Origin of the sequence: Pedobacter sp., from assembly GCF_040513095.1 — a bacterium.
GTDB lineage: Bacteria > Bacteroidota > Bacteroidia > Sphingobacteriales > Sphingobacteriaceae > Pedobacter.
The window spans coordinates 1-13,708 of record NZ_JBEVDX010000101.1 but is presented as its reverse complement, the minus strand read 5'-3'; the positions used below and the strand labels follow the sequence as shown (position 1 = coordinate 13,708).

General features: G+C 43.7%; 14 protein-coding genes. 3 read left to right on the top strand and 11 right to left on the bottom strand.

Annotated features, from left to right (window positions below):
- Positions 1 to 133 precede the first annotated feature (133 nt).
- The 10 genes from ABWY16_RS12010 to ABWY16_RS11965 form a co-directional block, all read right to left on the bottom strand.
- Positions 134 to 718, bottom strand: coding sequence for an acetate uptake transporter (locus tag ABWY16_RS12010; RefSeq protein WP_353904883.1), 585 nt, complete (start codon positions 716 to 718; stop codon positions 134 to 136).
- A 34-nt stretch (positions 719 to 752) separates the two neighbouring features.
- Positions 753 to 1,793 (bottom strand): SLAC1 family transporter, encoded by a 1,041-nt coding sequence (locus tag ABWY16_RS12005; RefSeq protein ID WP_353904882.1) that lies wholly within the window; start codon positions 1,791 to 1,793, stop codon positions 753 to 755.
- Between the two features lie 12 nt (positions 1,794 to 1,805).
- On the bottom strand, positions 1,806 to 2,972 hold the full coding sequence (locus tag ABWY16_RS12000) for a putative porin (protein ID WP_353904881.1): 1,167 nt from the start codon (positions 2,970 to 2,972) through the stop codon (positions 1,806 to 1,808).
- Between the two features lie 62 nt (positions 2,973 to 3,034).
- Positions 3,035 to 3,661 (bottom strand): malonate decarboxylase holo-ACP synthase, encoded by a 627-nt coding sequence (locus ABWY16_RS11995; protein ID WP_353904880.1) that lies wholly within the window; start codon positions 3,659 to 3,661, stop codon positions 3,035 to 3,037.
- Positions 3,652 to 5,304, bottom strand: coding sequence for a biotin-independent malonate decarboxylase subunit beta (locus ABWY16_RS11990; RefSeq protein WP_353904879.1), 1,653 nt, complete (start codon positions 5,302 to 5,304; stop codon positions 3,652 to 3,654). The genes ABWY16_RS11995 and ABWY16_RS11990 overlap by 10 nt, the downstream gene beginning before the upstream one ends.
- Positions 5,305 to 5,325: 21 nt before the next feature.
- Entirely contained in the window at positions 5,326 to 5,622 is a 297-nt protein-coding gene (locus ABWY16_RS11985; protein ID WP_353904878.1) for a malonate decarboxylase subunit delta, read from the bottom strand.
- A complete protein-coding gene (locus tag ABWY16_RS11980; RefSeq protein ID WP_353904877.1) occupies positions 5,622 to 6,491 on the bottom strand; it encodes a triphosphoribosyl-dephospho-CoA synthase in 870 nt (289 codons plus the stop codon). Before ABWY16_RS11980 ends, ABWY16_RS11985 begins: the two co-directional genes overlap by 1 nt.
- A gap of 22 nt (positions 6,492 to 6,513) precedes the next feature.
- Entirely contained in the window at positions 6,514 to 8,151 is a 1,638-nt protein-coding gene (mdcA, locus tag ABWY16_RS11975) for a malonate decarboxylase subunit alpha (protein WP_353904876.1), read from the bottom strand.
- A 33-nt stretch (positions 8,152 to 8,184) separates the two neighbouring features.
- Positions 8,185 to 9,123 (bottom strand): ACP S-malonyltransferase, encoded by a 939-nt coding sequence (locus ABWY16_RS11970; RefSeq protein ID WP_353904875.1) that lies wholly within the window; start codon positions 9,121 to 9,123, stop codon positions 8,185 to 8,187.
- A 163-nt stretch (positions 9,124 to 9,286) separates the two neighbouring features.
- On the bottom strand, positions 9,287 to 9,949 hold the full coding sequence (locus tag ABWY16_RS11965; protein ID WP_353904874.1) for a FadR/GntR family transcriptional regulator: 663 nt from the start codon (positions 9,947 to 9,949) through the stop codon (positions 9,287 to 9,289).
- Positions 9,950 to 10,168: 219 nt separating this feature from the next.
- Between ABWY16_RS11965 and ABWY16_RS11960 the strand changes: the two genes are divergently transcribed.
- Positions 10,169 to 11,287, top strand: a complete 1,119-nt coding sequence (locus ABWY16_RS11960; protein WP_353904873.1) for an aldo/keto reductase — start codon at positions 10,169 to 10,171, stop codon at positions 11,285 to 11,287.
- A gap of 66 nt (positions 11,288 to 11,353) precedes the next feature.
- On the opposite strand, the gene ABWY16_RS11955 is transcribed toward ABWY16_RS11960, so the two are convergent.
- Complete coding sequence (locus ABWY16_RS11955) at positions 11,354 to 11,794, bottom strand: GNAT family N-acetyltransferase (RefSeq protein WP_353904872.1); 441 nt, start codon at positions 11,792 to 11,794, stop codon at positions 11,354 to 11,356.
- A gap of 81 nt (positions 11,795 to 11,875) precedes the next feature.
- Between ABWY16_RS11955 and ABWY16_RS11950 the strand changes: the two genes are divergently transcribed.
- Both ABWY16_RS11950 and ABWY16_RS11945 read left to right on the top strand, forming a co-directional pair.
- Positions 11,876 to 12,235: a VOC family protein gene (locus ABWY16_RS11950; protein WP_353904871.1), complete on the top strand. Its 360-nt coding sequence runs from the start codon at positions 11,876 to 11,878 to the stop codon at positions 12,233 to 12,235.
- A 9-nt stretch (positions 12,236 to 12,244) separates the two neighbouring features.
- Positions 12,245 to 13,708, top strand: a 1,464-nt coding sequence (locus ABWY16_RS11945) for a glycosyl hydrolase 115 family protein (protein WP_353904870.1), incomplete at its 3' end; no start/stop codon positions are given.

Here is a 13,708-nt window from a genome sequence, read left to right as displayed (position 1 = left end):
ACCACAACAGAAGACATTATTTACCAGACACTTATCTTACAAAACACATTAAAACCACTCACCTTATGTCGTATATTTACGAAAATAAAAATGCACCGTTAATGCTAACGGTGCTGAAAAATAATGTATTTAGTTAAATAGGAAGAACCGTACGTGCATACACTTCGTTGATCACCTGGGCAGTACCAACATAGATTGCAGATAAACCACAAATGATCCCCTCAAATCCGGTGAAAGCTTTGATCCCTGCCGAACCTGTAAGCTCTCCTGCAATCAGTAGTAAGAAGAGCAGCGTAAGCGATGCAAAAACTACCTGCAGGCCGCGGTTCAACTTCAAAGTTCCGATGAACAATAAAAATGTGAAAAGTGCCCACACAGCAAAATAGGCGATCATGCCTCCTTCATCGGCGGCAACTGCCCAGCCAAATTTTGGCATCAGCAGCAGCGCAACTAAAGAAAGCCAGAAAAAACCAAAGGAACTGAAAGCAGTAAACCCGAAAGTATTGTTCTTTTTGGCTTCCATAATTCCGGCAATCACCTGCGCAAGTCCGCCGTAAAATATTCCCATCGCAAGGATCATGGAATTCATTTGAAAAAAACCTGCGTTATGAAGATTCAGTAAGACGGTGGTCATACCAAAGGCACACAAGCCAAGTGGTGCAGGGTTAGCAGTAGAGAGCTCAACAACTGATGTGTTTGAGGATGTATTTGATGACATATTTATAATTGATTATACAATTGAAATTAATGGTTTAGGGTTTCAGTAGTTTGCCCTTAGCCAGATACTTTATTGTTAGTGTGAAGGTGATGATCACCATAACCGTCAGCACGATCAGCAGAAAAATCGCAATGTCTTTCACCAGTGGATCCTGACTTACATTGGCATATTTGATAGCTGCATTGGCCAGTGCGCCTGCGGAGAAACATGATCCCCACCAGGAAACCATAAATGGAAGTCCCTTTTTAAAAACAAAAAAGAAGAGGACAACGAATATGAAAAGCCCGAAATAAAAGATTACCGAAGCAAACATGTCTACCTGTGGTACCTGGCTCATATAAGTTATAAATCCAACCTCAAATGGTGCACACATCAGCAAGAGCGTTGGCACAAGGAAAATAACAACCGGCTCACGGTGAATCAGCCTGTAACTGATCAGCACAAAAAACACGAATACATACACAATTCCTAAGGAGAACAGGATCAAATCAAATTCGTGGGTAAACCATCCCCATTGCATTGCAGCTCCTGCCGTAGCCGTATTTAACACAGTTAAACCTGGTATTAATGTAGGAGGTACTGCGTCTGTAATCTTTAACTGCCCTCTGTAAAGCCTTGAAGTAAGTATAAACATAAACACAAGGCCGCCAATTGCCCCAATGATCCATACTGTTCTTGCCAGATTCAATGAAAAAGGAACAATTAAGGATGCAATAAGCACAGCCGAGATAAAGAATGTACCCAGGAAGTTGGCAGCGACAGGATTGTTTAGTTCTGTTTTAACTCTCTCAGGATATTTCAGCATTTTAGTAAGATAACTGAGAATGAGGAGCACAAAAGCAATACAGGTAACAAGGGTTACCCCAACCGAAATTATTGGCGGAGCACCAAACAGTGCGGATGATTGCTTCCATGCAACTCCTAAACCTGCAAGGGCGACAGTAGATCCAAATAGTCCTACTGGCAGGTATTGTATAGGGTTTTCAACTTTTGTTGTTTTCTCATCAGCAGCTACTGATGTGAGCTCAGCAACAGCTGCTGAAGTTTTATCTATCGTATTATTTACTACTTCCATCTGCGGTATTTTTTAGAATCTGATCTGTAATTGAGTGATAAATCTGTTGGAATTGTATTCAGTGGTGTTGGGCACATTATGGTTATAGCGGTCGATTACCACCCCAAACTGCAGCCTGAAGGCATAGTTTTCTGCAAAGTCGACCCCAACCATAGGCACGTACTGCTGTCTCACATTACCATCCCTTTTAAAGTTAGGATCAAAATATTCATATTTGAATGAGGCTTCCAGGCTTTTGATTTCCTTCTTGTTGATCGTATACATTACCCCTGGCAAAACGTAGGCGCCACGCATCATGTAATTGCTGACTGTTGTATTTGGTATGTCCTCAGAGAAAAATAAACTCTGGTTATTTCCCTGTTTAAATTCAGACTCTACCTGGAAATGCAATTTCCGGCTCAACTGGCGTTCGTAATTCACATCTGCCCCCCATACAGAAAGGCTGCTGCCGTATTCTTTCCCAAGACCACCATTTACACCAACCTGGAAGTTCCTGCTGAACTCAAGTTCAACCCTCGCCGGGAACTGCTTCCCGTTGTCATTATCAGTAAAGGAGTTTCTCCGGTTACCGTTGACTACGCCTAAGTAGTATTTGAAAGGAAGTTTACCGATTTTAGCTTCACCCATCACGGTTGCGCCCATCTGGTAATTCATCCATCCGTTTTCATCGAAGGCAGTGTATTGATTACTGAAATCGAATGTTCTCAGGTAATCTGTTGCCAGATCATCCTCACGACCAAAATTTGGTCTGTAAACACCCATCCGGAAGTTCAGATAGGGATTGATTTTATACGTACCGTAGGCATACTCGAGAACCTTACTTGTTGGTGAGCCTTTAAAATCACCAAAATTTACCCTTACATAAACATCCAGCCTGTCAGTAACATCTCCCTGTAACACCAAACGGGCGTTAGGGATGGTAAAAGCATTGTCGGTAAACTTATCCGAGCCATTGCTATGCTGCAATCCGTCAATATCAATATGTTTGTTAAAAGTGGCGTTGTACCTTGTACGGATAGTTCCGGACAGTTTCAACTTTTTCAGCACCCTGAGAACAGGTTTTGCTATCGTATCCAGAGATACGGTCTTCGGATCTTCAGCCTGCGCTGCATCCTGTGCCTGTACTGCTAATCCAGAACAGCTTAGCACAGCCAAAAGCGCTGTTGTGTAATACTTCATAAAATTTATTTTTTTGATATAGTTATCCCCTGCGCCTCTCCGGGCGGTTATCTAAGGGCTGCCTATAATGTTATATTGCTTACATCCATGAGCACGGGCCCATGATTGGTTTTCACCAATACAGTGGAAGCAGCTGTAAATTCTTTTAAAGAAATCCCTCCATAGGGAGTATTGAGCTGGATATCTAAACGTACAGCGGAGATATCCTCCATACTGTTCAGCAATTCGGTTGCTGTTCTTACGCTTAGTGTTCCGGGCATATCGATGATCAGATCAAGATCACTACGCTCTTTAACGGTGGAGACTCCTGTCGCCAGCTCAAAGCCTGTACTGCCCGTTGGCCCCCACTGATATGCGCTCTCCTTCATCAGCAGACTGATCTGCTCTAAACTTGTAACTGTCGCAGGGGCATCACCGGTATAAACGGATTTCCAGTTTTTCCTTTCAGCAAGGTCAAAGGGAGTAATTACTTCCTTTACCACGCCAATGGGTAACCAGCAGGCCAGACGCTGCCCGCGTTGTGGCCCACGAATACCTACTGCAACCATTCCCTTACTGGTTTCGGCGCGCCTGACGACCACAAATGGTGCATTCAGAACTGCCTCTTTTGCCCAGGCTGGGAATGGAAGATCTGCCACCAGATCCTCCATTGCATAGACCCTTAACAGATCGTGGGGTTTTAGCTCCACTGCTCTGCCAGTTTTTCCCTTACCAAAATTGAGTAAACCCTGCCATGTGCCTTCGCTGGCCCGGTTTGCAGACGGCGGCTTAAAGTACCGTCATTGGCATCGATTGCTTTTGCCAGTGCTGCTGCTACTTTCTTCACATCGTCAGCAGATGGAGCATCAGCGTTTACACCTTCTATTAACTCTTCCATTGCACCCAGCGTATAATAGTTATTGATATCATAAGCCATCGCAGGTACTTTTTTAGTTGCTTCTTCGAGTTCCTCTATTGTACGTTTTGTGATCCTTGCAGCAGATTGTTTAGACATGGCCTGTACATTGATCTCTTTGTCATCCAGTGCAATTAAGCGGCTCGACTGTAGTCCGTGAGTCAGGAATGCTCCTGAAATCGCGTTACCTACGATGATACCTGTTACTTTATGACCTGCTAATCTGGCCGAAGCATAAGCATCAGCACTCGCTGCACATGAATAATGTAAGCCCAGTAATTCCTCGTTATATCCGTAAGCCTGACTTGGCACATCAATCAAAGCAACCAGGTTTCTTTTTACGGCTTTGTCTGCATCTTCTGCAATCGCTTCGCGGATATATTTTGCCAGTACCCATCCTTCCTGTAAACCAACTTCACCTTTGCCTGCACGGTGGTAACGGTTTGCAGCATTAGGTACTACCGCTAAAAATAGCGTTGGCGCGCCTTGAAAATCGGCATTTGCTGCCAGGACACTAGGCAAATAACTTATAGATTCTGCATTATTAGTAAAAGCATTGAACCAGGTACGGCCGCGGCTTGGTGTTTTTGCATCTTCCATTGCCGGTACAGGCGCTGCAGAAGTATCTTTCAATAAAGAAACCACTGTTTCTCTGGTATTCCTGATTTTTGGATCAAGGCGGTTGATCAGCGAAAGATATTTGTCAATCTGCTGCGTACGCGGCACTGCTGGTGTTTTATCGATAGCAGTCTGAACCGCAGCTTTAAAAACAGTTACATCATCGTCAATCAGCTGGTCGATTAAGCCCATTTCAAAACGTGCAGATCCTCCTATTGTGCCCCAGATCAATCCGCGGTCACGGGAGTTAAACTCTTCAACACCAGCTTCCTGTTCAATTACTTCCGGACCATTGAAGCCAAAACGCGCCACATTGGTCATGATCAGATCAGTACACAAAGCTGCTGTGATAGACATACCACCGAAGCAACCTACGTTTCCGGGAATCAAACCGATTACCGGTACATATTGGCGTAAAGCAACCATTGCCGACTGGATCTCCGAGATAATCAGCAAGCCATAGTTAGCTTCCTGTAACCGCACACCACCCGTATCAAAAATTATAATTGGAATTACTTTTTTACCGTTTTTATTATCGGCCAGTACACGTTCCAGTGATCCGGCGATTTTACTGCCGCAAACTTCACCTATACCACCCCCCTGGAAGGCTCCCTCCAGAGAAAGCACAACAGCATCCTGACCGTTGATTTTTCCTTTACCAATCACCATTCCGTCGTCACTTTCAGGAACAATACCCTGTGGTGCCAGATGTGGCGATTCCAGCTGGTCGAATGGACCTAATAATTCGTTAAAACTTCCCTCATCCAACAGCGCTATGGCACGTTCACGGCCTTTTAGCTCAACAAAACTTGTACGCATAATAATATTTTTAAATTGAATTTATTTTTGATTTGCAATTTCAACAGCTTGTGCAAGGCGAAGGCTTACTACACCAGGTGTAGCACCAAAGTCGTTGATAGTGATTTTAGCATCGATAGGATTGTGGACAGCGAAACGCTTAAATACTGCTTTCCATGTTTCCTGAAATCCTTCTGAAGCCGTACGAACGATAAATTCAATGTTTTTTTTATTTCCTGGTTCGATGATGATTTCCAGGTCGCCAGAGCCTACAACTCCGGTATGTGCCCTTTGGCTAACTTCTTTTGCAGCCGGCAACGTATATGAAAATGATTCCATTATGAATTGATTTTAAAGTGTTGTGTTATTTTTTTGATAAATATGGTGGCGGCCAGGAGATCGGCGCTGCCACCGGGCGATACCCATTTACCGGTGATATACTGATCCAGTAAAGTATAAGCTTTCCAGTTTTCAGCATTGCCCAGTCCGCCATTCTTCAGGATATGTTTACATTGTTCCTGAACTTCGCGCAGGACGATCATATCACTGCGGTAAAGGATGCAGGTATCATCAACTACAGCCATTAATGCCAGCAGTACATTTAATCTCCGGATCTCTTCATTATCCTGCGAATAAGTTTCCCAGGCCGGGATTGCTGTTTCAAGGACTGAAGGGAAACCCAGCGCTGCCTCTTCACGGGCACTGCGTACCGGATAAACTTTGCGGACTTCAAGCCCGTGCGTTTTCTGTGGTGTGACAAAGCGGTCGTGGAAGGAAGCGATCTGCCCTGCTGCAGCAAGGATCTGTTCAGCAGAAAATTTTCCATCCTGTGCAGAGCATAAAACGCTTGCAGCTCCTGTCAACAAACCCAGTGCCCAGATTGCTCCCTTATGGGTATTTACCTGTCCCGTGGCAGCCAGCATTTGCTGTTCGCCGTAGCGGCCAATGGCGGCAAGTCTTTCTCTCAAATATTGCGAAGGCCCGTTGTTGAAACCTGCCATGCTCATAGCGTAGAAACACTCTCTTAAAGCTTCTGCCGATGTTTCCATGATACCGAGCGTTAAGTCATGGTGGGTACCATTGTTCAGCTTGTCTACCAGTCCGGGTTTAGGTGTTAAACGCACCTCCTCCAGTAAGGCTTCTACCGCAAACTGAGCCAGTTGCTGTGCAATCTCTTCTTCTGTTACGCGCTTTATTGATACTTTCATTTTACCTTTTTTGGATCAGTAATTACCAGTTTTTGAATTTTGCAGGTGGGTTGTAAAGGCCGCCCGACTGATCTACAAGGTCCTGTACGTTTTTGGCAGCAAGCAATGATCTTTTGGCCTGTGTACGCTGGATGCCCAGATCTTCCGGATAAGCAACTATTCCTCTGTCGCGCAGTGACTGAACTACAGCCGGCGATACCTGCTGGCCAATAGAAGTTACACCTGCAACAGCTGCTAATGCATCTCTGCGTTCCTGCTCACCTTCAGCTTTATAGGTATACGCGATACCCTCTTCGGTAACTACGTGAGTGACATCATCACCATAAATCATTACCGGAGCGGTAGCCAGGCCTGATTTTTTTGCTACATCAATGGCATCTAAAGTTTCCACGAAAACTGGTGTATTTCCATTCTGGAAGGTTTCCACTGTTTGTACTACCAGTTTTCTGCCTTTAGCAAGGGGATCATCTGAAGTCATCATGTCTAACCATGCTTCTGTAGAGTGCCTTCTTCCGCGTGGATCATGCCCCATATTTGGCGCACCTCCGAAACCGGCAAGTCTGCCCGAAACCACAGTAGATGAGTTTGCGTTTTTGTCTATCTGCAGCGTAGAACCGATGAACATATCTACTGCATATTGTCCTGCAACCTGTGCATAGGCACGATTTGAACGGAGTGAACCATCTTTTCCGGTGAAAAATACATCGGGGCGGGCAGCCACATATTTTTCCATCCCTACTTCACCACCAAAGCAGTGAACAGTTTCTACCCATCCGGCTTCGATAGCAGGAATTAATGTAGGGTGCGGGTTTAAGATCCAGTTGGTAGCAATTTTACCTTTCAGTCCTAAGCTCTCGCCATATGTAGGCAGTAAAAGTTCAATTGCTGCGGTATTGAAACCAATACCATGGTTGAGAGATTTTACTTTATGTTTTTCGTAAATTCCTCTGATGCTCATCATTCCAATCAGAATGTGGAGTTCTGTGATCAGCTTTGGATCGCGTGTAAACAGCGCTTCCAGTTGGTAAGGTTCTTCTGATTCTACTACGAAATCTACCCATGATGCAGGGATATCAACCCTTGGCAGTTCATCTACAATTTGGTTAACCTGTACGATGACGATACCATCTTTAAATGCCGCTGCTTCTACTATTGCAGGGGTTTCTTCAGTATTCGGACCGGTATAAAGGTTACCAAATCTGTCTGCTTTATCTGCGGCCACCAATACCACGTTTGGAATAAGGTCTACGAATAAACGGCCGTAAAGCTCAAGGTAAGTATGTATTTCACCAATTTTCAGGATTCCATCTTCCAGCATCTGTGCTACGCGAAGACTTTGCGGACCTGCGTATGAGAAGTCCAGTTTATCTGCGATTCCCTTTTCGAATACATCCAGGTGGTCTGCTCTGGAAACGCTGGACATGATCATGTGCAGCTTATTTACTTTTGCAGGGTTTACCTGTGTCAGTGCTGTAGATAAAAATGATGCCTGTTTCTGGTTATCACCTTCTAAAACGACCTTGTCACCCGGCTGGATCAGGCTTTCCAGGGCTTCTACCAGATTTTCTTTTTTAAGAATCGTACCCCTGGTTAAGTGCGAAATGTTTTTAATTCTGCGGGATTTCTCGTCCCGTTTTGTTGTCCATGATGTAGTTGACACTTTTGCCTCCTTTTTTTATTGATTTGTTTTTTATTAATGTTGTTCCTGCTGATAGTTTTTCCATAGCCAGACCACCTTGTCGGTTCCGTTTTCTTCTACGGGAAGGACTATTGCGTTTGGAAAAGTCGCTTCAGCTATTTTTGACAGTACTCCTGACGGCTCCATTTCTATGAAACACCTTGCTTCCAGTTCATACAGCAGCGTAGTTCCATCGTACCATTTGACAGTTTTGGCTACGCTGGTATATAAATCCTTCCTGACGGCTTCCGCTGTTCTGAGCAGTCTTCCGGTGTGATTTGATGTATACGGTATCTGTGGTTCACCGAGATCAAGCAGTTCAATCTGTTCTTTCAGTGCGGCCGACACATTATCCAATAAGATGCAATGTGAAGGCACTGACATGTTCAGCAGTTTTGCCTTGTTTATCCCAGCTTTTTGTAAGGATTGGATAAGTATTTCGAGACTGTCTTTTTGGCCAGCCACAACCTGCTGGTCAACTGCATTGACATTAGAAAGGTATACTGCAGTGTGACTTTTATTATGTTCATCGATATATTTTTTGAGTCTTGTTTCAGTGAAGCCGACCATGGCGGCCATTCCGTAATTTTCAGGATATGCTTCCTGCATCAGCCTGCCACGCAGATCTACCAGTTTTACTGCCTGTGCAAATGTGAGCACACCACTGATTACCGCTGCAGAAAATGCGCCTATGGAATGTCCTGCAACATAATCTGCTGTTAGCCCCTGTGCGAGTAACCTTCTGGCCGAAATGACTTCGGTAATCAATAAGCATAGCTGCACGTATTGTGTAGATTCCAGCTTTTCAGTGCTATCAAGTGTTACAGCAGGGATGCCCAGAGTTTCTTCAGTTTCTTTAAATATGGCAGCTACAATGGGATCGTCCTGTGCGAAGGCCTGTAACATCCCTGCTTTTTGTGAACCTTGTCCGGGAAATAAAAAAACTGTTTTCATATTCTATATGATTACCACATCAGTTCATCTGATGTTTTCACTTAAAAAAAAACCTCTTTATCAACATCAGGTCATCTGATGTTTTAGTCCACATTTATCTTTTACTATATAATTTCTCAGGGACTTTAGTACATCAGGTCATCTGATGTTTTAGTGCAAATTTTTATTCTTTTCCGTGCATTGCTAAAATTGCGTTCACGGCTTTCTTCACATCTTGTTCTACGATTGCTTCAACCAGTTTCTCGTGCCATTCTGTTAAACGGTGCATAGAAAAGCTTTTAGTATAGCTCTTTGCGATTGATCTTTTTAACTGCTGCTCACTGAATGTCTTGTAGAGCTCTGTCAGGATTGGGTTTTTGCTGGCTTCAGCAATGCTGATATGGAAATTTATATCTTCCTCCAGCCATACTATCAATTTTTCCTGGTCGGCGGCTTTGTTTCTGCGTTCCAGACTTGCTTTAATATGCTGAATATCTTTTTTTGTGCGGTTAAGCGCGGCCTTTTCTACAATTTTTAATTCGAGCAGTTCTCTTACTTCTTCTATGTCACTTTCCTGGGCCGACTGCAGCCTTCTGGACAGGGGTTCTGACAAGGCGTTTTTGGAAGCCACAAACGTTCCCAGCCCCTGCTGAACCCTAACGACTCCGGTATTTTCCAGCTTGCGAATGGCTTCACGGATACTTGAGCGTCCTACTCCAAATTCTTCCATCAATACAGGTTCAGTAGGCAACTGCTGATCAAGCTGGTATTTACCTGAGATGATTTGCTCATGCAATGTTTCCGCTACTACTTCTGAAAGACTCTTTCTGATTATTATATTACTCATATGTTGATCATGTCATCTGATGAATCAAAGGTATAGTTAGAAGGTTAAACATCCAAATTAATCTTTGTCTTATTTTTGTCAATAAGGCTTATACCCTTATTTATTTGATATTGAAAGCCGTTTCTCTCTTTCACAATATACTGTTATTACAGGCCTGAAAGATGAATGTAATAAAAACTGGAACGATAATAGCTGATTTCATTGAAATACCTAAATCGAATGAACAGAAGAAAATTCGTGAGTCAGTCATCATTAGCAGCCGCCGGGGTACTTGCTTCAGCAGCGTTGCCGGCTTTTGGTACATTATATAATCAGACAGATATGACAGCGCAAAAAGATAAAAACCAGCGCTACCGCCCTGTTTCCCTTTCGGGATTTGGCGGTGTTGCAGCAGGAAACGGTTTCCATGAAAATCCTGACAGTGATGTAAACGAGGCGCTCCAGGCTGCATGGAACAGCGGGGTACGTTACTACGATACCTCACCCTGGTATGGACTTGGTCTTAGTGAACGTCGTTTTGGTCATTTTCTGCGCAATCAGAAACGGGAAGAATTTACTTTATCTACAAAAGTAGGCCGTTTACTGACTCCTGATAAAGATTTTCTACTGAAGGACGGTCTGTGGAAAGGAAAACTTAACTTTAGTTACCGCTATGATTATTCGGCCAGCGGTATCCGCCGCAGCATTGAAGACAGCCTGCAGCGCCTGGGACTTCCTTATCTGGACATTGTATATATTCACGACATCTCTCCTGATAACGGTGATATGAAAGAGAATTGGGTAAAGTATTTTGACGAAGCCCTGAAGGGGGCTATGCCTGAACTAACCAAAATGCGTGAGGAAGGAATTATTAAGGGATGGGGATTGGGCGTGAATACACTGGAGCCTGCGCTAAAAGCAATAGAAAAATCAGATCCTGATATTTTTCTGTCAGCAACGCAGTATTCTTTAATTAAACATGAGGAAGCGCTGCACAAGCTGTTTCCGGCCTGCGAAAAAAGAGGTATTTCTATCGTAGTAGGTGCGCCGCTAAATGCCGGTTTCCTCGCCGGAGTAGACCGTTATGATTATTCGGGTGCTTTCCCGGCTGGTACAAAAGAGAAGTTGAACAAATTATCGGTGATTGCCCGGAAGCACAATACTGATCTTCGTAGTGCTGCACTTCAATTTTCAGCAGCACCAAAAGTTGTTTCCGGAGTTATTCCCGGTGCCTGGAATGCCGCACAGGCTAAAGCCAATGCAGAGTCTTTCACTGCTGTTATCCCTGCTGCATTTTGGGACGAACTGAAAAGTGGAGGATTGATTTCGCCCGATGCACCAACTCCTGTAAAAATCTAAATATAAAGGAGATGCATCATCCCGCATCTCCTTCTGTATTTTCATCCTGGCTGACACTTTTTGATGCTACGTCCTGTAAATTGTAAACTTGTTATGTGACAGATTAAAACCCAGAGACTGATAAATTGCAACATTTTCTGTTCTTCTTTTATTGGTTGTTACTTCTATACTTTTCAGGTTTTTTAATTCAGCAAAGCTCCTGATAGTAGTTATCAGCTCGCGTCCTACGCCTTTACTCCTATATTGTGCATCCACATAGAATTCTTCAATTTCTCCGACGAGGCCGCTGTGATGCATTAATTTCTGGGTATGAAAAGTGATAAATCCCGCTTTTTCATTATTGATTTCAGCAATCAGATAAAGAAAGTTTGGGTTTGTGATATTCTCATTGAATATCTCCAGGGTGATCTCCCGGTTCAAAATCTGGTTTTCAAGTTGACACAGCGCGTTGTAGATATATTCAAAATCAGATTCTTCAATTTTCCTGGTAGTGATCTTTAATTCCATAACCAAATATATAAGAGAAATTATATAAATATACACTAGCTTATACAGGATAACTTATATTTGATTTAAAGCATAAGCACTATGATGATAAAATCATTACGGCCTTTTATTGGAGCCAAAGACTTTGATGTATCCCGTAACTTTTACCGGGAACTTGGGTTCACAGAAATAGTTATCTCGCCGGATATGTCAGTTTTTGAGTTAAGCGGACTATCCTTTTATCTTCAAAAATATTATTTAAAGGAATGGATTGAAAATACCATGCTGTTCCTTGAAGTAGAAAATGCTGAAAGTTTTTACCAGTCATTAAAGGTACTTGACCTGCCCGCTAAATATCCTGGTGTAAAGCTTTCCCCTGTTCGTGTTGAGGTATGGGGCGAGGAATGTTTCCTTCATGATCCCTCTGGTGTACTCTGGCATATCGGACATTTCACTCATTAAGCTAAAACCATGTATAAACCTTTCCTGATCCTCCTGTTTTTTTTCAGCTATTGCAGGATAAATGCGGCGCCGATTGAGCTGGTTACACCGCATCACAAAGTCACTATCGTGATTGATAAAGCAGGAAGCAGGCTTGATTCAATATGCGCGCAGCTGCTTGCCGAGGATATTCAGCGGGTAACGGGCTATTTGCCTGCGGTAATCTATGATCTGAACCTGGCCAAAGGCAATGTGATCATCATTGGAACGGCAGGATCAGAGATTTTGTCCCGGATTAAAGGGCCGTCTGACCGCAGTTTAAAAGGTACATGGGAAAGATACGCTCTCAGGATCTTAAACAATCCCACTAAAACTATACAGAAAGCGCTCGTCATCACAGGCAGTGATTCCAGGGGCGCAGCTTACGGCGTGTTTTCAATATCGGAAAAAATAGGGATTTCTCCATGGTACTGGTGGGCCGATGTGCATCCGGCAGTTAAAAAACAACTGATCATCGATGTTAAATTTTATACCTCTCCCAGCCCTTCCGTAAAATACCGTGGCATATTTATCAATGATGAAGACTGGGGCCTGCAACCCTGGGCAGCTAAAACCTTTGAACGGGAAACAGGTGATATAGGTCCAAAAACCTATGCAAAAGTTTTTGAGCTGCTGCTCAGGTTGAAGGCTAACCTGATCTGGCCAGCCATGCATCCAAGTACAAAACCTTTCTACTCCTATCCTGGGAATAAAAAAATGGCCGCTGATTACGATATAGTGGTTGGTTCCTCGCACGCCGAACCGATGTTGAGAAATAACGTTGGAGAGTGGGATGAAAAGAAGATGGGTCATTTTAATTATGTGACCAACAGGCAAGGGGTTTATAATTACTGGGAGAGCCGAGTAAAGGAAAGCAGTGCCAACAATGTGATCTATACTATTGGCATGCGCGGCGTACATGACAGTGGTATGGAGGGTGTAAAAGACAGCAAAGATGCCATTCCCCTGTTGCAGAATATCTTTAATGATCAGCGCGGACTGATGCAAAAGTATATTCAAAAAGATGCCGCTGAAATACCGCAGGTATTTACGATATACAAAGAAGTACTGGATATCTATGAGGCAGGTTTACCGGTACCCGATGATGTTACGCTGGTATGGCCCGATGATAATTACGGCTACATCCAGAGGTTAAACAGCAAAGCTGAAAAAGAACGTCATGGTGGCTCCGGTGTTTATTACCATGCTTCGTACTGGGGAAGGCCACATGACTACCTGTGGCTGTCCACTACCCATCCTGCACTCATACGTGAGGAAATGACTAAAGCTTACCAGGCAGAAGCCCGCAACCTATGGGTAGTTAATGCCGGGGATATTAAACCGGGAGAATATAACCTTCAGCTGTTTACGGATATGGCTTATGACATCACTCCTTTCCTTAAAAGTGAGTATTCGGCTACACATTTGCAAAACTGGGTGGCAGGTATTTTTGGT